The sequence below is a fragment of the Kribbella koreensis genome (assembly GCF_039525325.1).
GTDB classification, from domain to species: Bacteria; Actinomycetota; Actinomycetes; order Propionibacteriales; family Kribbellaceae; genus Kribbella; species Kribbella koreensis.
This window is the reverse complement of sequence record NZ_BAAAHK010000014.1, coordinates 19,189-37,930: the sequence shown is the minus strand read 5'-3', so window position 1 is coordinate 37,930 and position 18,742 is coordinate 19,189. Positions and strand designations below refer to the sequence as shown.

The 18,742-nt window shown below is 68.1% G+C and carries 17 protein-coding genes; 3 read left to right on the top strand and 14 right to left on the bottom strand.

Translation table 11 applies throughout. From position 1 onward, the window contains the following. Positions 1–2: 2 nt before the first annotated feature. Positions 3–1,388 (bottom strand): glycine--tRNA ligase, encoded by a 1,386-nt coding sequence (locus tag ABD116_RS28675; RefSeq protein WP_343976993.1) that lies wholly within the window; start codon positions 1,386–1,388, stop codon positions 3–5. Between the two features lie 46 nt (positions 1,389–1,434). Further along, positions 1,435–1,731: an antibiotic biosynthesis monooxygenase family protein gene (locus ABD116_RS28670; protein ID WP_343976990.1), complete on the bottom strand. Its 297-nt coding sequence runs from the start codon at positions 1,729–1,731 to the stop codon at positions 1,435–1,437. 87 nt (positions 1,732–1,818) lie between these two features. Here ABD116_RS28670 and ABD116_RS28665 point away from each other — a divergent pair, with 87 nt between their 5' ends. Then, entirely contained in the window at positions 1,819–2,130 is a 312-nt protein-coding gene (locus ABD116_RS28665; RefSeq protein WP_343976987.1) for a DUF6703 family protein, read from the top strand. Here the strand turns inward: ABD116_RS28665 and ABD116_RS28660 are convergent. Beyond that, the gene (locus tag ABD116_RS28660) at positions 2,127–2,666 is read right to left on the bottom strand and encodes a TetR/AcrR family transcriptional regulator (protein WP_343976984.1); all 540 of its coding nucleotides are present in this window, start codon (positions 2,664–2,666) and stop codon (positions 2,127–2,129) included. The genes ABD116_RS28665 and ABD116_RS28660 overlap by 4 nt on opposite strands. A gap of 55 nt (positions 2,667–2,721) precedes the next feature. On the opposite strand from ABD116_RS28660, the gene ABD116_RS28655 reads away from it, so the two are divergent. Further along, positions 2,722–3,939 (top strand): FAD-dependent monooxygenase, encoded by a 1,218-nt coding sequence (locus ABD116_RS28655; protein ID WP_343976981.1) that lies wholly within the window; start codon positions 2,722–2,724, stop codon positions 3,937–3,939. On the opposite strand, the gene manD is transcribed toward ABD116_RS28655, so the two are convergent. The 4 genes from manD to ABD116_RS28635 form a co-directional block, all read right to left on the bottom strand. Then, the gene (manD, locus tag ABD116_RS28650; protein WP_343976978.1) at positions 3,940–5,145 is read right to left on the bottom strand and encodes a D-mannonate dehydratase ManD; all 1,206 of its coding nucleotides are present in this window, start codon (positions 5,143–5,145) and stop codon (positions 3,940–3,942) included. Between the two features lie 13 nt (positions 5,146–5,158). Then, the gene (locus ABD116_RS28645; protein WP_343976975.1) at positions 5,159–5,722 is read right to left on the bottom strand and encodes a DUF305 domain-containing protein; all 564 of its coding nucleotides are present in this window, start codon (positions 5,720–5,722) and stop codon (positions 5,159–5,161) included. Positions 5,723–5,849: 127 nt separating this feature from the next. After that, positions 5,850–7,103 (bottom strand): DUF1996 domain-containing protein, encoded by a 1,254-nt coding sequence (locus ABD116_RS28640; protein WP_343976972.1) that lies wholly within the window; start codon positions 7,101–7,103, stop codon positions 5,850–5,852. Beyond that, a complete protein-coding gene (locus tag ABD116_RS28635) occupies positions 7,100–8,866 on the bottom strand; it encodes a discoidin domain-containing protein (protein WP_343976970.1) in 1,767 nt (588 codons plus the stop codon). The genes ABD116_RS28640 and ABD116_RS28635 overlap by 4 nt, the downstream gene beginning before the upstream one ends. A gap of 236 nt (positions 8,867–9,102) precedes the next feature. On the opposite strand from ABD116_RS28635, the gene ABD116_RS28630 reads away from it, so the two are divergent. Further along, positions 9,103–10,098, top strand: a complete 996-nt coding sequence (locus ABD116_RS28630; RefSeq protein ID WP_343976967.1) for a LacI family DNA-binding transcriptional regulator — start codon at positions 9,103–9,105, stop codon at positions 10,096–10,098. A gap of 1,475 nt (positions 10,099–11,573) precedes the next feature. On the opposite strand, the gene ABD116_RS28625 is transcribed toward ABD116_RS28630, so the two are convergent. Genes ABD116_RS28625 through ABD116_RS28595 form a run of 7 tightly spaced genes read right to left on the bottom strand, consistent with a single transcriptional unit; the run spans position 11,574 to position 18,645 of the window. Next, positions 11,574–12,941, bottom strand: a complete 1,368-nt coding sequence (locus ABD116_RS28625) for an alkaline phosphatase family protein (RefSeq protein ID WP_343976964.1) — start codon at positions 12,939–12,941, stop codon at positions 11,574–11,576. Further along, entirely contained in the window at positions 12,938–14,086 is a 1,149-nt protein-coding gene (eboE, locus tag ABD116_RS28620) for a metabolite traffic protein EboE (protein WP_343976961.1), read from the bottom strand. The genes ABD116_RS28625 and eboE overlap by 4 nt, the downstream gene beginning before the upstream one ends. After that, positions 14,083–14,934 (bottom strand): TatD family hydrolase, encoded by an 852-nt coding sequence (locus ABD116_RS28615; RefSeq protein WP_343976958.1) that lies wholly within the window; start codon positions 14,932–14,934, stop codon positions 14,083–14,085. The genes eboE and ABD116_RS28615 overlap by 4 nt, the downstream gene beginning before the upstream one ends. A gap of 9 nt (positions 14,935–14,943) precedes the next feature. Further along, complete coding sequence (locus ABD116_RS28610; protein ID WP_343976955.1) at positions 14,944–15,594, bottom strand: EboA domain-containing protein; 651 nt, start codon at positions 15,592–15,594, stop codon at positions 14,944–14,946. Continuing rightward, complete coding sequence (locus ABD116_RS28605; protein ID WP_343976952.1) at positions 15,591–16,415, bottom strand: sugar phosphate isomerase/epimerase family protein; 825 nt, start codon at positions 16,413–16,415, stop codon at positions 15,591–15,593. The genes ABD116_RS28610 and ABD116_RS28605 overlap by 4 nt, the downstream gene beginning before the upstream one ends. Continuing rightward, positions 16,412–17,488 carry an SCO3242 family prenyltransferase gene (locus ABD116_RS28600; protein WP_343976949.1) on the bottom strand — a complete coding sequence of 359 codons (1,077 nt, stop codon included), beginning with the start codon at positions 17,486–17,488 and terminating at the stop codon, positions 16,412–16,414. Before ABD116_RS28600 ends, ABD116_RS28605 begins: the two co-directional genes overlap by 4 nt. Beyond that, positions 17,482–18,645, bottom strand: coding sequence for an inositol-3-phosphate synthase (locus tag ABD116_RS28595; RefSeq protein WP_343976946.1), 1,164 nt, complete (start codon positions 18,643–18,645; stop codon positions 17,482–17,484). The genes ABD116_RS28600 and ABD116_RS28595 overlap by 7 nt, the downstream gene beginning before the upstream one ends. Between the last annotated feature and the right edge of the window lie 97 nt (positions 18,646–18,742).

The following is an 18,742-nucleotide window of genomic DNA, read 5'->3' as shown; positions in this document are numbered from 1 at the left end:
CGTCAGCAGCCCACCAGACGCTGCGCCAGGTAGCCGGTCACCTCGGTCAGGGCGACCCGCTCCTGCTTCATCGAGTCGCGCTCGCGGATCGTCACCGCCTGGTCCTCGAGGGTGTCGAAGTCGACGGTGATGCAGTACGGCGTACCGATCTCGTCCTGGCGGCGGTAGCGACGGCCGATCGCGCCGGCGTCGTCGAAGTCGACGTTCCAGTTCTTCCGCAGCTCGCCGGCCAGGTCCTTCGCCTTCGGGGACAGGTCGGCGTTGCGGGACAGCGGCAGCACGGCCGCCTTCACCGGAGCGAGCCGCGGGTCGAAGCGCAGTACCGTCCGCTTGTCCACGCCGCCCTTGGCGTTCGGCGCCTCGTCCTCGGTGTAGGCGTCGAGCAGGAAGGCGAGCACGTTGCGGGTCAGCCCGGCGGCCGGCTCGATCACGTACGGCGTCCAGCGCTCGCCCTTCTCCTGGTCGAAGTAGGACAGGTCGACGCCGGAGTGCTTGGAGTGCGTGGACAGGTCGAAGTCGGTCCGGTTCGCGATCCCCTCGAGCTCGTCGAACTCCTTGCCGCCGAAGTGGAACTTGTACTCGATGTCGACGGTGCGCTTCGAGTAGTGGCTCAGCTTCTCCTTCGGGTGCTCGTACAGCCGCATGTTGTCCGGGTTCAGCCCGAGGCCGGTGTACCAGTCCCAGCGCGCCTTCAGCCAGTACTCGTGCCACTCCTCGTCCGAGCCGGGCGCGACGAAGAACTCCATCTCCATCTGCTCGAACTCGCGGGTCCGGAAGATGAAGTTGCCCGGGGTGATCTCGTTGCGGAAGCTCTTGCCGACCTGGGCGATGCCGAACGGCGGCTTCTTCCGCGCCGTGCCCATCACGTTGGCGAAGTTGATGAAGATGCCCTGCGCCGTCTCCGGCCGCAGGTAGTGCAGGCCTTCCTCGGACTCGACCGGGCCGAGGTACGTCTTCAGCAGGCCGTTGAACATCCGCGGCTCGGTGAAGGTGCCCTTGTTGCCGCAGTTCGGGCAGGAGATCTCGTCGAGCTTGACGTCGTCGGCGTCCTTGTTCTTGCGCCGGGCGAAGTCCTCGCGCAGGTGGTCGTCGCGGAACCGCTTGTGGCACGACTGGCACTCGGTCAGCGGGTCGACGAACTCCTGCAGGTGGCCGGACGCCTCCCAGACCCGGGTCGGCAGGATCACCGAGGAGTCCAGCCCGACGATGTCGTCGCGGCTCGTCACCATCGAGCGCCACCACTGGGTCCGGACGTTGTTCTTCAGCTCGACGCCGAGCGGGCCGTAGTCCCACGCCGACTTGGTACCGCCGTAGATCTCGCCGCACGGGTAGACGAAGCCTCTCCGCTTACTGAGGCTGACGACGGCATCGACGGTATCCACGGGCACTTTTCGACTCCAGATTGGTGGTACGGCAAAGGTCAAGGCTATCGGGTCAGCGGTGCGGTGCGAATTCCCCGAGATCGTCATAGGCGGAGGGCTCGTCGATTGCCTGCGACAGCAGCGGTACGGCCGCCAGCTTCACCTCGTACGGCGAGAGCGCGCGGCGGTAGCTGCCGATGTTCACCCACTCCATACTCAGCGCGAGCAGCTCGGGATCGTCGGCGTTCCGCCCGGTCCTGGCCGCCACGAAGCCCTTCTGCCGCGACAGCACCTCGACAGCGGTCTCCAGCCGGCCAATGAACTCCGGTTGCGCGGTCTGTTCGACCCGGAACCTGATCACCACGAACACCCGCGACAGCGTACGGCGTCACGCCGGGTCACCGTCCGCTGGCCCTACTCGAACGGCCCTGCTCTGCCGACCTGGAACAATGGCCGAATGAGCAGCACACCCAGCAGTCAGCCGGTCAGCCCGCTCCGGGCACGGATCACCAAGGCCAGCTACCCGATCGTGGCCCGGCTGCACGCCATGCCGAAGCTGACCCTGCCGGGCATCACCCTGGTCCTCGCCCTGATCGGCGTCTTCGCCCCGGTCAGCGTCGGCATCCCCGCCCTGATCCTGCTGGCCCTGCTGCTCGCCTGGCTCGGCTTCCTCTCCTGGCCGGTGGTCAGCACCGGCGCCCGCGGCATGCGGATCTTCTCGGTCCTGGTCATCCTGCTCTTCGCGGTCTCCCGCATCGCCAACAGCTAAGGCTTCAAGGTGTCGTAGGCCGCGTCGACCGACGCCTGCTTGAGCTCCGAACGGTCGACGTGGTCGAACATCACCGCGCAGTCGGACAGCCCGCCGAAGGCAACCATCCCCCGGACCTGCTCGCTCAGCGGCGGGTCGTCCCCGATGATCAGCGCGATCAGCCGGGTCCGCCAGTCCACGAACCGCTGCGCGAGACCCGTCTCCTGCAGCACGGTGAGGTCGTTGATCGCGAGCTGGATCAGCCCCCGGTGCTCGTACGCCAGATCGAAGTACGACGACAACAGCTCCCGCGCCTCGACCGGCGCGGCCGCCTCCTGCGCGTCGACGTACTCGTCGAAGGCCTCTTTCATCGGCTGGACCAGGCTGCGGACCAGCTCGTCGCGCGAGGCGAAGTGGTAGTAGAGCGCGGGCTTGGTGACGCCGAGCCGGTCCGCGATGTCGCGCAGGCTGGTCTGCTGCGTGCCCTTCTCGGCAAACAGCTCCAGCGCCGCGGCCTGGATCCGGGCTTTGGTGTCGCCACTCCTTGCTCTTGGCATGACGTTAGCTTACCTTCCGTTAAGTAAACAAACTTTCGGGCGGGAGGCGGTCGTGATGAAGGTACTGATCTCAGGGGCAAGTGTGGCGGGCCCGGTGCTCGCGTACTGGCTGGAGCGGTACGGATTCGAGCCGACGGTGGTCGAGCGGACCCCGGAACTGCGGCACGGGCTCGGCGGTCATGCCGTCGACTTGTTCAGCAACGCCGTCGAGGTCGCCGAGCGGATGGGCCTCGGCGACGCCATCCGGGAGGCCCGCACCCGGATCCAGCAGCTGACCCTCTACCGCGACGGCAAGCGCCCGATCGACGTCGATCTGGACCGGCTCAACGCGGGCATCTCCGACCGGCACGTCGAGATCCTCCGCGGCGAACTCACCAGACTCCTGTACGACGCCACGCGCGACCGAGTGGAATACCTCTTCGGCGACTCGATCGCCACCCTGGCCGACGACGGCACCGGCGTCGACGTCACCTTCGAGCACGGGGAACCCCGTCGGTTCGACCTCGTCATCGGCGCGGACGGGATGCACTCCACCGTCCGCCGGCTCGCGTTCGGGCCCGAGGAGTCGATGCAGCGTCCGCTCGGCGGCTACCTCGCCGTCTACTCCATGCCCGACGAGCTCCAACTGGGCAACCGGATGCTCACCCACATGAAGATCGGCCGGCTCATCGGCCTCTACGGAGTGCACCAGACCGGCCAGGCCCGGGCCGCGTTCATGTTCCACAGCGCGTCGGAGCTGCGGTATGACTACCGCGACAAGGACCAGCAGAAGCAACTGCTCGCCGACGAGTTCCGTGAGTACGGCTGGGAAGTACCGCGGCTGCTGAAGCACCTCGACGCGGCCGGCGACTTCTACTTCGACTCGATCGCTCAGATCACTCTCGACACCTGGCAGAAGGGCCGGATCGGGCTGGTCGGCGACGCGGGCTACTGCCCAGGACCGGCGGTCGGCGGTGGTACCAGCCTCGCCGTCATCGCGGCGTACGTGCTCGCGGGCGAGCTGGCGGCAGCTCGCAGCGACCTGCCGTCGGGCTTGCGCAACTACGAGCGCATGATCCGGCAGTCCGTCGACGCGAGCCGAGCGCTCGCGCCGAAGGTGATGAAGACCCTCATCCCGGGCGGCCCACTGGCGATGCGGGCGGTACCGCTGGCGTTCGCGGTACTCCCCCATCTGCCGACCGGATTGCAGCGCCTGATCTGGGCCCAGAATGGCATCGGCAAGGCGCTCGGATCGCTCCAGCTCCCGGACTACGCCGATCTCGTCAGGGCCTGATCACCAGTCGTGGACTGTGCCGTCGGCCAGGCGGTTCACGGGGAGGTACGCCGGGGCGTAGGGATGAGCGGCGGCCAGCTCATCGTCCAGTTCTACACCCAGGCCCGGAGCCTCGCCGGGGTGGAGATGGCCGTCCGTGAACGTGTAGGCGTGACGGAACACCTCCTCGGTGGCAGCGGTGTAGCCGGCGTACTCCTGGATGCCGAAGTTGTGGATCGCCAGATCGAGGTGGATCGCGGCGGCCATCCCGACCGGGGAGATGTCCTCCGGCCCGTGGATGGCGCTCTTGATCTGCTGCTGGGCGGCGAAGTCGAAGAGCTTCTTGATCGGCGAGACGCCGCCGAAGTGGGTGACCGCGGCGCGGACGTAGTCGATGAGCTGCTCGTTCACCAGCGTCCGGAAGTCGAAGACGGTGTTGAAGACCTCGCCGATCGCCAGCGGCGTCGTGGTGTGGCTGCGGACCAGTCGCAGCCCCTCCTGGTTCTCGGCGGGCGTGCAGTCCTCGAGCCAGAACAGGTCGTACGGCTCCAGGTCCTTGCCGAATCGAGCGGCCTGCTGCGGCGTGAGCCGGTGATGCGCGTCGTGCAGCAGTGGCAGCTCGGGACCGAATTCGTTGCGAACCGCCTCGAAGACCGTCGGCATGTGCCGCAGATAAGCAGCCGTGTCCCAGTCCTCGACGAGCGGTCGCACCCACCCGTCCGGAGCGACGTCCGGCGAACCGCCGACACCGTAGACCCGTTGCAGGCCAGGGATTCCGGTCTGGATCCGGATCGACTTGTAGCCTTGCTCGAGCCGCGCCCGCACCGAGTCGAACAGCTCCGGTACGTCGCGCCCGCTGGCATGCCCGTACGTCCGTACGCGATCGCGACTCGCCCCACCGAGCAGCTGGTACAGCGGCAGGTTCGCGACCTTGGCCTTGATGTCCCACAACGCCACGTCGACCGCAGCGATCGCCGCCATCGTGACCGGCCCGCGCCGCCAGTACGCACCGCGGTAGAGCGACTGCCAGGTGTCCTCGATCTTGTGCGGATCGAGCCCGATGAGCAGCGGCGCGACATGGTCGCGCAGGTAGCCCACCACCGCGAGCTCGCGGCCGTTGAGGGTGGCATCCCCCAGCCCGGTCACGCCGTCGTCGGTGGTGATCCGCAACGTGACGAAGTTGCGGCCGGGGCTGGTGACGATGACTGAGGCGTCGACGATCTTCACCTCAGTACTTTAGTCAGAGCGCGGCGAGCTGCTTCAGCTGGGCGGCCCGGCTCGTCATGATCGAGGCGGCCAGCTTCTTCGTCTCGGCGTCCTTGCCGTCGGTGGTGATGCTGCGGGCCAGCACGATCGACTGGTCGAGATGCTCCTTGAGGTTCTTCTCGAAGAGCTGGTCGAAGGCGGCACCCTTGGTCTTGCCCAGGGTGACGATCTCGGGTTCGGTCATCATGCCCGGCATGTCATGGCCCTCGTGCGGGTTCTTCGCCGGCCAGTTGGCGCGGGTGCGCAGGGCAACGAACTGGGCGACCTCGGTCTTGTGGCCGCTGCTCACCTGGGTCGCGAACGTCCGTACCGCGGGGTCGGCGGCCTGCTTCTGCGCCATTCCGAGGACGCGGATGAGCTGGTCGTCCATCGGGATCATCAGCTCGATCCAGGCCAGGTCGGTCGCGTTGAACGACGGGTTGACCGCGAACTTGCTGACGGTCGGCGGCGGTGCGGCCGCGGGCGGCGTACTGGCGGCTGAGGAGCCACAGCCGGTCAGGGCGGCCACGAGTAATACAGCACAGGCGAGAGCCTTCATGAGGTGAACTCCTCGTACAAACGGGGGCGGTGGAGAGCTCCCCACCAGCAAAGCAGAGATCCGGGTACTACGAACAGCGGCCGGGCGGGTCCTGGGACGGGGGACCCGCCCGGCAGTCGAGGGATTGTTACGGGCGCCCGTTGGCCCCGCACTTGATGATCGGACGGATGCAGTCGTTGACGCGGCGCTCCATCTCGGCCGGCGGCCAAGCGTTGAAGAAGTCACCGTGCATGGTGAAGCCGCCACCCGAAGCGAGCCGGAAGCCGGCCGTCGGGCCGTTCACCGGGTACCGGAGTACCTGGCGAAGCTTCGGTACCGGCACCGGATGGCTGGCCGGGCATTCGCCGTTGACCGGGTAGGCCATGTGGCTCTTGTGGTCCGGCGAGTCGAGGTCGCGCCCGTTCCAGCACTGCGGGAAGTCCAGGTAGGACTCGAGCATCGTGCCGGCCGGACAGTTGATGAAGTCGTGCCCCGAACCGGCGTCACCGGCGTGCAGGCAGGACCAGCGGGAGATGGTGTTGTCGTTCGGCCCGGCCGCCTTCGCGTTCCCGGCCACGATCCGCAGCCCGAACGGCAGCGGCTGAGTCGTTGCGATGACGTCGTCCCGGACGCCCTCGCCCAGGTAGTAGAACGTCGTCCCGGTCGGCTCGACCGGCTGGTTGTTCACGTACAGGGTGGGCACCCAGTACGACGACTTGTCCTCCGCCGGGTTGCAGGTGGTCGGCGAGTTGACCAGGTCGTCGACCGTCGTGTTGGCGTTCGTCACCGTCGCACCGAAGAAGCTGTGCATGTGCGAGGCGCCCGGCATGTTCGGGAACACGATCGGATCGTCCGGCAGCCGGTGCGTGTACGCGCAGTCGGCCAGGAACTCGGCGACCCGGACGATCGGGCCGCCACCCGGCGTACCGCCGTACACCTGGAACTCGAACAGCGAGGCGCCCCACTGGGTCGCGCGCTGGGTGACCAGGATCCGCACGTACCGGCCGTTGCCGTTGACAACGAGATTCTGCTCGCCGCCGGTGCCGTTCGTGGTGGTCTGGATCGTGGTCCAGCTGGTGCCGTTGTCGGACGTCTGAATCTGGAACCCACGCGCGTACGCCGCTTCCCAGCGCAACAGGACCCGGTTGACGGCCTGCGACGAACCCAGGTCGACCTGAAGCCACTGGTTGTCGGCGAAGCTGCTGGCCCACCGCGTGCCGTTGTCACCATCGACAGCGGCAGCGGCCGGGAAGGCTGCGCTCTCCACCGAGGAAGCCAGCGTCGGACGCCCTTGGGACAAGAGCGTTTCGGCTGCCTGCGCGGGCTGTCCGGTCGTCACCAGGTAGGCGCCGAACAATGCGAGCAGCCCTACGAACAGCGTGCCCAACCGCGCGCGCCTCATCGGTACACCCGTACGTAGTCGACAAGCATGCGAGCCGGGAACGGCGTTGCGGCGTTGGGCGGGCCGGGGAAGTCGCCGCCGACGGCCAGGTTGAGGATCAGGTAGAACGGGTGGTCGTAGATCCACGGCCCTCGGGTGGCCTCGAGCTGGGCCTTGTCGACGACGAACACCGTGGTGCCGTCGACCTGGTAGGTGATGCTCGTGCTGTTCCAGAGCATCGTCCAGGTGTGGAAGCCGGCCGAGAAGTCGGCCCCACCCGGCAGCCCGTACGAACCGCCGTACCCGCCGGCGCCGTTGTACGCCGGAGCGTGCAGCGTCGAGTAGGCCTTGGTGGTCTCGCGGCCGAGGATCTCCATGATGTCGATCTCGCCGTTGTAGGGCCACGGCCGGCCGGTCAGGAAGTCCGAGCCCATCATCCAGAACGCGGGCCACAGCCCGTTGCCCTTCGGCACCTGGATCCGCGCCTCGATCTTGCCGTACGTCGTGTCGAACTTGGTGCCGGTGTTCATCCGGGCGGACGTGTACTGGCAGGTGCCGCTGCCGGTGACCGGGTCGATCGGGCAGGCCGAACCCGGCGTGACCTCGCGACGCGCCTCCAGCACCAGGTGGCCAGCGCCGTCCATCTGCGTGTTGTTGTGGTTGGTGTAGACCTGCAGCTCGCCGTTCTGGCCGTTGCCCGGATCAGCGCGCCATTTGTTGATGTCAGGCTTCGTACCGGAGGCGCCGTTGAACTCGTCGGACCAGATCAGCTGCGGCGGGTTCGCGGGGTCGGCCGGCGGGGTCGGCGGTGTGGTGGGTGCGCCACCGGTGCCATAGACCTGGAACTCCCACAGCGAGTACCCGTACGGCGTATTGCGCTGTGTGCCGTACATCCGGACGTACCGGCCGGTGCCGGAGATGTTGAGCGTCTCCTTGAAGCCTGGGCCGTTCGTGGTGGTGTAGATCGGGTTCCAGTTGACGTTGTCGTTGGAGACCTGGATCTGGTATGACTTCGCCGAGGCGGGATCCCATTGCAGGATCACCTTGTCGATCTGGGCGGTCGCGCCGAGGTCGACCGAGATCCAGCCCGGGTCGACCCAGCCGCTGTCGGTCGTGGTCGCCCACCGGCTGGCCGGATCGAGGTCGAACGCGCGAGCCGGGGTGCACTCCCAGCAGTTGCCGTCGTTCTGCTGCGACGAGGCGGCTCCGGTCTTGCCGTACGAGAGCAGCTTGCTGCCCGGGCCGGGGCCGGTGCCACCCGTCGTGCCGAAGACCTTGAACTCCCAGAGCGAGTAGCCCCACTGGGTGGTGCGCTGGGTGCCGAGCATCCGGACGTACCGGCCGGAGCCGGAGACCGTCAGGGTCTGGTTGCCGCCGGTGCTCGTGGTGGTCGTGTAGATGTTGCTCCAGTTAGAGCCGTCGGCGGAGACCTGGAGTTGGAAGGCCTTCGCGGCTGCGGTCTCCCAGTTGAGGACGACCTGGTTGACGGTGGCGGTCTGGCCGAGGTCGATCTGGATCCACTGCGGGTCGACGCCGTGGGCGCTCGACCAGCGGGTGCCTTGATCACCGTCTACTGCTGACGAGGCTGGGAAGACGGCGTTCTCTGTCGAGGAGGCGGTGGCGGTCTTGCCTTGGGACAGCAAGGTGTCGGCGGCGCCGGCGGGTGGGCTGACGATCAGCGCGACGACGAAGCTGGTCGCGATCGCCAGCAGGGCTGCGATCTTGAGGCGCGCTCTGCTTCTGGGCGCTCGGGTTCTGGGCAGGGGCGGGGAAAGGGACGGCATGGGCATCTCCTGGGGCGGGACGATGAACTGCGCAGTCGAACTGTGGTTCCTCGAAGCTTCGGGGCGGGGGAACGTTCCCTGAGTCTGAGAAAACCGTGCTGAGGGAACGGTGTCAAGACTTCGCGGTCACCTGGAAGCAACCTTGGCGTAACACGGAGGTACGCCTTGACAAGGTTCCGGAACCGCCGGGATGCTCAGTCGTGGGGAGCGCTCCCCCAGACCTGAGGGGGTACTGCGTGCGACGACCGACCCTGCATGCCGTGGCGGCCCGGGCCGGGGTGTCGAAGTCCAGCGTCTCCCGGGTGATCAACGGCGAGCCGACGGTCGCGCCGGAGATCCGGCAGATCGTGATGGCCGCGGTGACCGAGCTCGGCTACGTGCCGAACGGGGCGGCGCGCAATCTGGTCACCCAGAAGACCAACACGATCGCGATCATCGTCTCCGATCCGCCGGCCGGGCTGGTGTCGGACGACCCGATGTTCGCGATGGTCGTCCGGGCGGCGTCGCGTGCGCTGGAGGCGGCGGGCAAGCAGGTGTCGCTCGTCCTGGCCGGGTCGGCCGAGAGCCGGTTGCGAGTCGAGCAGTACCTGGCAGCGGGTCATGTGGACGGCGCGATGCTGGTGTCGATGGACGGTTCGGACCCGCTGCCCGCAGTACTGGCTCGCACCGGCCTGCCGGTCGTCTCACACGGCCGCCTCGCCACACCGGGTTTGATGCCGTACGTCGACAACGACAACGTCGGTGGTGCGACCAGAGCCGTCCAGCACCTCCTCGACCAGGGCCGCCAACGGATCGCCACCATCTCCGGCCCCCTCGACATGCAAGCCGCGCAAGAGCGTCTGAACGCGTATCGCCAAGCCCTGCAAGACACCGACCGCCGCTCGATCGTCGCCCTGGGCGACTTCACCCGTATCTCCGGCGCGGACGCGATGCGCCAACTCCTGCAGGACGATCCGCACCTGGACGCGGTCTTCGCCGCCAACGACCTGATGGCGATCGGCGCCCTCCGCACCCTCCGCGAGTCCGGCCGCCGAGTCCCCGACGACGTAGCAGTAGTCGGCTTCGACGACATCGAAGCCGCCCTCTACACCGCTCCCCCACTCACCACAGTCCGCAGCCCCATGGGCGAACAAGCAGCAAGCACAGTCCGCCTACTGCTCAACCTCCTGGCCAACGGCTCCGCCGACTCCGTCATCCTCCCCACCGAACTCATCATCCGCGAATCAGCCTGACCCCTCACCCACCACCCGCCCATCCCCCCAGATCCGGCCGCCTCCAAGCAGCTGCCAAAGGCAAGAGCCGCCTCCCCACGCATACCCAACCCGCCGCAGCAACCGCTCACCCCGGCGCGTCGGACCAGCGCGCCGAGTTTGTGCCTGCCTGGCGGTCCACTCCCCCATCCGTCGCAACCACAGCACCCTGGTAAGCCCGGTCCCGGTGAGGCCGGCGCTGGTGAGGCCAGTCCTGGTGGGGCCAGTCTGGTAAGGCCAGTCCTGGTGGGGCCAGCGCTGGTGGGCCGGTCCTGATGGGGCCGGTCCTGGTGGGGCCGGTCCTGGTCGGGCCGGTCCTGGTGGGGCCGGTCCTGGTCGGGCCGGTCCTGGTGGGGCCGGTCCTGGTCGGGCCGGTCCTGGTCGGGCCGGTCCTGGTGAGGCCGGTCCTGGTTGGGCCGGTCCTGGTCGGGCCGGCGCTGGTGGGCCGGCCCTGGTCGGGCCGGCGCTGGTCGGGCCGGTGCTGTCGGTGGTCATGGCGAGGGTGGCCAACCGGGGTTGGGGCGGTTCTTACCCCCAAACCGGCCGACTTTCCTCCCCACCCCCGCAGAGAATCCTCCCCAAACCGGTTCAGCACGGTGATTTCAGGACAGCGGAGGGCGGGCCGGGGTCAAGCCACGCAACGGGGCCGGGGTCGAGCCATGCAACGGACCGTGGTCGAGCCGCGTAACGGCGCCGGGGTTGAGCCGCGAAACGGGTCTGTCGAGCCACGCAACGGGACCGGCCGCGCTCGTCCCCGGCTGTGCTCGTTCCCGGCCGTGCTCGTCTCCGGCCGCGCTCGTCCTCGGCTGCAATACGGGGGCGCCGGGCGTTGGTGGTGACCCTGTCCATCGTTGCCGTACTTCCGAGCGGCTCCGGGACAGCTGCGTCCTTCCCTGGTCGTGGTGGTGGGTGTCAAGGGTCGAACTTGTTCGATCCCGAAGGGACGCGAAGCGCCCTTGATACCCACCACCACGACTAGCACACTCAAGCAGCCCGGCGCCGCGATCCACAGTCCCCTGAACCGGGCAACAGCGATCACCGGCCACCCGGCACCACGATCCACAGCCCCCCGAACCGGGCAACAGCGATCACCGGCCACCCGGCACCACGATCCACAGCCCCCCGAACCGGACTACAGCGATCACCGGCCACCCGACGCCACGATCCACAGCCCCCCGAACCGGGCAACAGCGATCACCGGCCACCCGGCGCCGCGATCCACAGTCCCCTGAACCGGGCAACAGCGATCACCGGCCACCCGGCACCACGATCCACAGTCGCCTGAACTGGGTGACAGCGGTTACCGGTCGACCGGCGCCGCGATCCACAGTCCCCTGAACCGGGCGACAGCGATCACCGGCCACCCGGCACCGCAGTCCACAGTCCCCTGAACCGGGCGACAGCGATCACCGGCCGCCCGGCGACGCGATCCACAGTCCTCTGCCAGGTGGTCGACGTCAGGCGAGGGCGCTTGCCTTGAGGATCAGGTCTCGTACGGCGGTTGCCTCGATTTTGCCCTCTGGCGCCAGCGTTGGGTCGGTGCTGAGGAAGACCGGGCCGTCCTCCGGCGAGGCTGGTAGGCGGCCGTGGGAGCCCTTCACGATCGACGGGTCCAGCGGGACGACCTGCATTGCGTAGCGCAGGCCGACCTTCTTGCGCAACAAGTACGACGCCGCGCGAGGCTTCACGAATCGGTCGGACGGGTCGAAGAACAGCTCGGCGGGGTCGTAGCCGGGCTTGCGGTGGATCTCGACGCCCTTGGCGAAGTCGGGGGCCCGGGCGTCGTCGAGCCAGTAGTAGTACGTGAACCAAGAGTCCGGCTCGGCTACCGCGACGAGTTCGCCGGCTCGCTCGTGGTCGAGACCCTGCGCGCGCTTGCCCTCGGCATCCAGTACTTCCGCCACGCCCGGCAACCCTTGAAGCAACTTGCCGACGGGGTCGATGTCGGCCGGGTCCTTCACATACACGTGTGCCAGTTGGTGATCGGCGACCGCGAAGGCCCGCGAGGCCCACGGGTCGAGATACTCCATCCCATCCTGCGTGTACACCTCCAGCAGCCCCTCGCTCCGCAGCAACCGGTTGATGTCGACCGGCCGCGAGACATCAGTGATCCCGTACTCCGACAGTACGATCACCGTCGCGCCCTTCGCCTCCGCATCGTCGAGCAGCGGCGCAAGAACAGCATCCAGCGCGATCGCCGCCCGAGTCGCCTCCACCGACGAAGCGCCGTACCGCTGCAGGTCGTAGTCGAGATGCGGAATGTACGTGAGCAGCAGATCCGGATTGTCCTCCGCAAGGATCTGCCGGGACGCCGCGACGATCCACTTGCTCGACTTGATCGATGCCGTCGGCCCCCAATACTGGAAGAGCGGAAACGCCCCCAGCTTGCCGGTCAGCCGATCATGCAACTCGACCGGCCGCGTGTAGCAGTCCGGCGCCTTGCGCCCGTCCGCGTAGTAGATCGGCCGCGGCGTGACGAGCAGATCCGTCTCCGCGCCCATCGCATACCACCAACAGACATTGGCCACCTTGTACGACGGGTTCTCGCGCCGGGCGACGTCCCACACCTTCTCCCCCTGGACGAGCCGGTTGTGCTGCCGCCAGAGGAAGATCTCACCGAGCTCACGGAAGTACCAGCCGTTGCCGACGATCCCGTGTTCCGTCGGCAGCTCCCCGGTGAGGAAGGTGGCTTGAGCCGAGCAGGTGACAGCGGGCAGCACCGTGCCCAGCTCGCGATTGAGTGGCAGCTGGCGCAGCCTGGGCATCCTGCGCAGCAGCCTCGGAGTCAGTCCGACCACATCGATGACGACGACTTGCTTGCTCACTTGATCTCCTCCAGGCCGAGGCCGACCAGGCGGTCGCGGAGCCAGGCGAGCTCTCCGGCGATGCCCTCGGCGAGTTCCTGCTGGTTTTGGGGTGCGTTCGGAAGTACGGACCAGGTGTAGGTCTCGGACTCCAGGTGGTGGGTCAGCGGATGCGCGCCACCGACGAGGTGCTCGAGGCTCTCGTCGAGTACGTCCGTCGTGCTGGTCAGCGGGGGTCGCGGAGCGGCGTGCACCGGTACGTGGAAGTGCACTCGCCAGGACGCGTGGCCGGACAGCTGGTCGAGCATGTCGAGGTCGTCGATACCGGGGCCGCCGTACTCACGGGTCTGATGCAGGAACTTGGGTTCGGCGAACTCGTTGAGCAGCTCGCGAGCCGTCGGGTCCTCCGGGTCGGGGATGTGCAGAGCGGCCGAGACCTGGCTCTTGACGACTTCGACGCCGGCCCGCTGCAGCGTGCTGAACGCCTCGGTGGGTTGCTCGAACTGCACGGCGAGATGGCAGGTGTCGAGGCAGAGACCGACCAGCGACTGAGCGGCGTACGGGGTGAGCCAGTCGGCGGCTTGCGGGATCATTTCGAGGATGCAGCCGGGTTCGGGTTCGATCGCGACGCGGATGCGGCGGCCGGTGGTCTCATGCGTCTTGGCCAGCCGGAGCTCCAGACGGTTGAAGGCGTCGCGAGCGGCGGCGTCGCGGGTCCGGTCCCATGGCGTACGCCAGGCCAGGGGCAAGGTCGAGATCGATCCGTACGACGCGTCGGCGGGCAGGAGCTCGGCGAGTACTTCGACCAGGTCGAGCGTGTACCGGAGTCGCGCGGGCTCGGTCCAGTCCGGCGAGTAGACCTTCTTGCCGACGACGCGGTCGTGGAACCCGGCGTACGGGAAACCGTTGAGGGTGACGACTTCGAGGTTGTTGCGGTCGAGCGCGCGACGGAGGCGGTTGAGCGCCACCGACGAATTGGCGAGGCGATCGGCGAGCGTGTTGGCGAGCCAGAGGCCGACGCCGAGGACGGGGACGCCGAGCTCCTTGCGGACCAGGGCGGAGCAGCCGTCGAGCTGGGCGATGACGCCTTCGAGGTCCTCGGCGGGGTGGACGTTGGTGCAGTAGGCGAGATGGACGATCGAGCCGTCGGGGTGCCGGAACCTCATGGCCTGGCTCCCCGCAGGATCGAGTTGCCCTCGAAGGAGTCCGCGGCCTGTACGTCTCCCAGGTCGAGCCGCTGGGACTGGCCGTAGAAGGCGACCGGGTTGCGCCAGAGCACCTGGTCGACGTCGTCCTCGGTGAAGCCGGCCGCGAGCATCGCCTGGGCGGTGGCGTAGGTGCGCAGCGGGTCGGACTTGCCCCAGTCGGCGGCCGAGTTGACGAGGATGCGCTCGGTGCCGAACTGCTGCAGGATCGCGACCATGCGATCGGGGTCCATCTTGGTGTCGGGGTAGATGGAGAAGCCCATCCAGCAGCCCGAGTCGGCGACCTCTTTGACGGTCACCTCGTTGAGGTGGTCGACGACGACCCACTCGGGGGCGAGGCCGGACTCCTTGACGACGTCGAGCGTGCGCGTCGTACCGGCTGCCTTGTCGCGATGCGGGGTGTGGACGAGTACCGGCAGCTCGAACTGTTCGGCCAGTTGGAGCTGGTGGCTGAAGACCTCGTCCTCTTCGGGCGTCATCGAGTCGTAGCCGACCTCGCCGACGGCGACGACGCCGTCCTTGGCCAGGTACCGGGGCAGTACTTCGAGTACTTCGCGGCAGCGCGGGTCGTTCGCCTCCTTGGGGTTGAGCGCGATCGTGCAGTGATGCTTGATCCCGTACTGCGAAGCGCGGAACGGCTCCCAGCCGATCAGCGCGTCGAAGTAGTCGACGAACGAGCCGACGCTGGTCCGCGGCTGCCCCAGCCAGAACGCAGGCTCCACCAGTGCCTGCACTCCGTGGGCCGCCATCGCGGCGTAGTCGTCGGTCGTCCGCGACGTCATGTGGATGTGCGGATCGAAGATGCGCATAGACACCTCTTAGGGCGGGGTGTTGAGGTACGCCTCCAAGTCGGCCGGGATGGCCCGGCCGGCTGCGCTCCGTTCGGCGGCGAAATCGGTCATCATCCGGATCAGCTCCGGATCCACCCGCTTCGGCAGGCCGTCGACCACGGCCAGCGGGATGTTCGCGAACACACACTTCAGCACCGCGTGCCGGAAGGCGTGCTGGGAAAGGTGCTCGGTCGCATAAGGCCCCAACGCCGCGGCCACCAGCCGCTGATCGTTGGTCCTGAGCGCGTCCTCGACGACTGGCACCGCTTGGTCCTGGAGGCCGTTCGCGATGTCGACGACGGACAGCGCATGAAGAACGGCAAGCTTCTCGGCAGTGTCGCCGTAGCGGTAGACAGCCAGTACTTCGTCCGCGGGCGCGCCGACCAGCAGCAGCGCGCGCACTGCCTGATCAGTAGTCCAGGCCGCACTCAACCGCTCATGGCCAACCTTCCGCGCGGCAGCGGGAAAGGCAGTCGCCAAAGGCCCTTGCCGAGCGGCGGCCAACCACGCCCGAGCGGTTGCAGGCAGCAACAACTCCAACTCGACCGCAGGCGTCCCGGCCTCCGACAGCACACCCACGACAGGCCGCCCCGACTGCTCATCGGCAGCGCCCGCCGGCGGCACGCCTTCGCCTGTCATCTTTCGGCCTTCCGAAGGAAGGCGATCGAGTCTCTGGCGACGGTGGGGGCGGCGTGGGAGTGGCGTGGGAGTTCTACTGCGACCAGCCCTTCGTACTGGATATCTTTGAGGGCTTGGAGGACGGGTGGGAAGTCGACCTCGCCGGTGCCGAACTCGAGGTGTTCGTGGACGCCTCGGCGCATGTCGTCTATCTGGACGTTGACGAGGTAGGGCGCCGCGGCGGTGATGCAGGCGGGTGGGGATTGCGGCTCGTTGCAGACCAGGTGGCCGATGTCGAGGGTTAGGCCCAGGGTCTCGCTGCCTACCTCGGCCTGGAGTTTGAGGTAGCCGGCCAGGTCGTCGATGAGCATGCCTGGTTCTGGTTCGAGGCCGAGTTGGACGCCGCGGTCGGAGGCGTAGGCGACCAACTGGTTGCAGCTGGCGATGAGGCGTTGCCAGCCGAGTTCGGGTGATACGTCTGGCGGGAGGATGCCGGACCAGAAGGAGACCGCTTCGGCGCCGAGGTCTGCGGCGACCTCGATGGCGCGTTCGAGGAGAGCGATGCGCCACGCGGCGCCGTTGGTGTGGAGGAGAGTGGGCTCGTGCTTGCGGTAGGGGTCCAGGACGTAGCGGCCGCCGGTCTCGATCACGACGGCTAGGTTGCTGTCGGCAAGCAGTTTGCCGACCTCGGCGGTGCGCTGACGAAGGTCCGGGCCGAACGGGTCGAGGTGGTTGTGGTCGAGGGTCAGCGCGACCCCGTCGTACCCAAGCTCCCCGATCACCTTCAACGCCTCAGGCAACCGATGATTGGCAAACCCGTTGGTCCCGTAACCGAACCTCATGTCGGCGACACCTTCCTCGCCAGCGCCTTGGCCATCGGAAGCGCAGCCATCAGCCCGGCCCCCACCAACGGCTTCCCACCCCGAGCACACCAAGCAGCCTGCAACGGCACCAGCCCATGGATGCCGGCCCCGACGGCTTTGCGGAGGTTAGCCGCGCTGGGATCACCTGCGGCGACCAACTGAGCCGACCCAACCGAGCGGGCGAAGAGCCCGGCGAACACCGCCGCAAGCAACGCGCCGGCTGTGCTCGGCTCAGCGCTGCGCAAGGCGGGGCCAGCGCCCAACCGGGTGGAGCCGGTGCCGGGCCGGGTGGAGGCGGAGCCGGCGCTGAGCCGGGTGGAGGCGGAGCCGGCGCTGAGCCGGGTGGAGGCGGAGCCGGCGCTGAGCCGGGTGGAGGCGGAGCCGGCGCTGAGCCGGGTGGAGGCGGAGCCGGTGCTGGGCCGGACGGAGGTGGGGCGGGCGGTGGCGGCGGTTATGGCTGTGGTGGTTGCTAGGGCTGCTCGGGAGGAGGTGGGGGTGCTGCCGTGGACTTCGCCTTGGGAGATGTAGGTGGTGGCGAGGATGTGGGTGCCGATGGCGGCGGCTGCGGGCAAGGCGGCTCGGCGGTTGTTGCCGGCGCCGACCAGGACATCCAGGGAGCGGGCTGCTGCCATGACGGCTGGGCCTAGTGGGGTGTTTTTGGCCTTGAGGTCATAGGTCCAGGCGGTTGCGGCTAGGACTGCTGAGGTGCGGAAGGTGTGGCGGTCACCGGCGAAGGCTGAGAGGGCTAGGCCGGCTGCGGTTAGGGATGAGGCTAGGGAGAGCGCAGTACCGGGGGTTACGCGGCCGGAGGGGATGGGGCGTTCTGGGCGCTCTACTGCGTCCAGGTCCCGGTCGGACCAGTCGTTGAGGGCCATACCGGCCCAGTAGATGGCTATGGAGGAGGCTGCGAGGCCGGCTACGCGGGTCGGGCGGAGGTTGCCTGCGGCTACTGCGCCAGCTAGGACGTCGCCGGGGACGGTCAGGGCGGCTGGGGCTCGGACTAGCTCGGCCAGGTCGGCGAGGCGGGAGCGCTTGGTGGTGCGCCTCAGCATGAGCGGGTCCAGCGGAGCAGTTCGTCGTACTGGCGAGCGAGCGCGTGCTCGGTCGACTCGATCGGGTCCTTGAAGTAGAAGCCGAGGAAGGGCATGGCGCCGACGTGGCCGCGGTCGAGGGCGAGGGCTGAGAGGCGGGCCAGGTCTAGTACGAGCGGAGCGGCCAGGGCGGAGTCGCAGCCTTGCCAGGTGAACTGCAGCGTCATCCGTACGCCGAGGAAGCCGGAGAACAGCACGTGGTCCCATGCGGTCTTCCAGTCGCCCATCGGGTCGACGTAGTCGATGTGTACGTCACCGGCGACGTCGCCGAGCATCTCGGCCAGGCCACGCTCCTTGGAGATGCTCTTGGACTCAGCAGCCTTGGGGTCAGCGAGGGTCGCGCCGTCGCCGCCGCCCAGCAGATTCGTACCGGACCAGGCGTGCACGGGAAGGGCGCGAGCCGCGAACATCGGCGCGAGCACGCTCTTCACCAGGGTCTCCCCCGTCTTGGCGTCCTGGCCGCCGTACGGCAGCCCCTTCTCAACCGCCCACTCCCGCACCGCGGCCGGCCGGATCGACGTCGACGGCGTGAAGTCGACGTACGCGGCTCCCGCCTCAAACGCCGCCAACGCCCCGATCGAACTCGCCGGCAACACCTCTGGAGACGCCAACGCCTCCCGCAACTCAGCCGCAGTAGTCATGGGCACCTCGTACGGCGCCTCAGTCGAGGCGACGTTGATCGCAACGACCTGGCTCAGGTCGTTGCGCAGGCGGAACGCCCGGATGTCCTCCGCCATCCGATGCACCAGCGCGAGCTGGCCTCCGGCCAGGTCGCGCTGGTGGGAGGGGGCGGCGGGAGCACACTCAGCAGTGGGTAGGAGCGTGATGTTGCGTTCTGCCTCGGCCAGTTCCGCGGTGATCAGGCGGTCCAGGCCGGGTGGGAGGACGCCGCCGGCGATCAGGCGTTCTACCTGCTTCGCCAGTGGGGTTTCTACTACGTCGTGGCCGCCGAAGACGAGGGCGTCGAGGGGGATCAGGTCGGTTCCGGCGAAAGCCGGGAGCTCGGTGACCACGCCGGCGGGTGGGATGCCGTGGTGGAGTGCTGCCGCACCGGCGATGGTCGTGGTCGCGACCGATCCTCTTGCTCCGAACAGCCAGACACCAACGCGTCGAGTCATCCGCGGCTCCTCACGAGTCCAGCCACGGACAGTGAACTGGGTCGGCCGGTCCGTGACAGATCGGAACTCTAGATCGCCTCAGGACCGCTTGGGAAGA

Bases quoted from the DNA above. Each gene is read 5' to 3' on its own strand.
- ABD116_RS28665 (WP_343976987.1), top strand. From the start codon at position 1,819: ATGAGCAGCACACCCAGCAGTCAGCCGGTCAGCCCGCTCCGGGCACGG.
- ABD116_RS28660 (WP_343976984.1), bottom strand. From the start codon at position 2,666: ATGCCAAGAGCAAGGAGTGGCGACACCAAAGCCCGGATCCAGGCCGCG.
- ABD116_RS28655 (WP_343976981.1), top strand. From the start codon at position 2,722: ATGAAGGTACTGATCTCAGGGGCAAGTGTGGCGGGCCCGGTGCTCGCG.
- ABD116_RS28645 (WP_343976975.1), bottom strand. From the start codon at position 5,722: ATGAAGGCTCTCGCCTGTGCTGTATTACTCGTGGCCGCCCTGACCGGC.
- ABD116_RS28640 (WP_343976972.1), bottom strand. From the start codon at position 7,103: ATGAGGCGCGCGCGGTTGGGCACGCTGTTCGTAGGGCTGCTCGCATTG.
- ABD116_RS28635 (WP_343976970.1), bottom strand. From the start codon at position 8,866: ATGCCGTCCCTTTCCCCGCCCCTGCCCAGAACCCGAGCGCCCAGAAGC.
- eboE (WP_343976961.1), bottom strand. From the start codon at position 14,086: ATGAGGTTCCGGCACCCCGACGGCTCGATCGTCCATCTCGCCTACTGC.
- ABD116_RS28615 (WP_343976958.1), bottom strand. From the start codon at position 14,934: ATGCGCATCTTCGATCCGCACATCCACATGACGTCGCGGACGACCGAC.
- ABD116_RS28610 (WP_343976955.1), bottom strand. From the start codon at position 15,594: ATGACAGGCGAAGGCGTGCCGCCGGCGGGCGCTGCCGATGAGCAGTCG.
- ABD116_RS28605 (WP_343976952.1), bottom strand. From the start codon at position 16,415: ATGAGGTTCGGTTACGGGACCAACGGGTTTGCCAATCATCGGTTGCCT.
- ABD116_RS28600 (WP_343976949.1), bottom strand. From the start codon at position 17,488: ATGCTGAGGCGCACCACCAAGCGCTCCCGCCTCGCCGACCTGGCCGAG.
- ABD116_RS28595 (WP_343976946.1), bottom strand. From the start codon at position 18,645: ATGACTCGACGCGTTGGTGTCTGGCTGTTCGGAGCAAGAGGATCGGTC.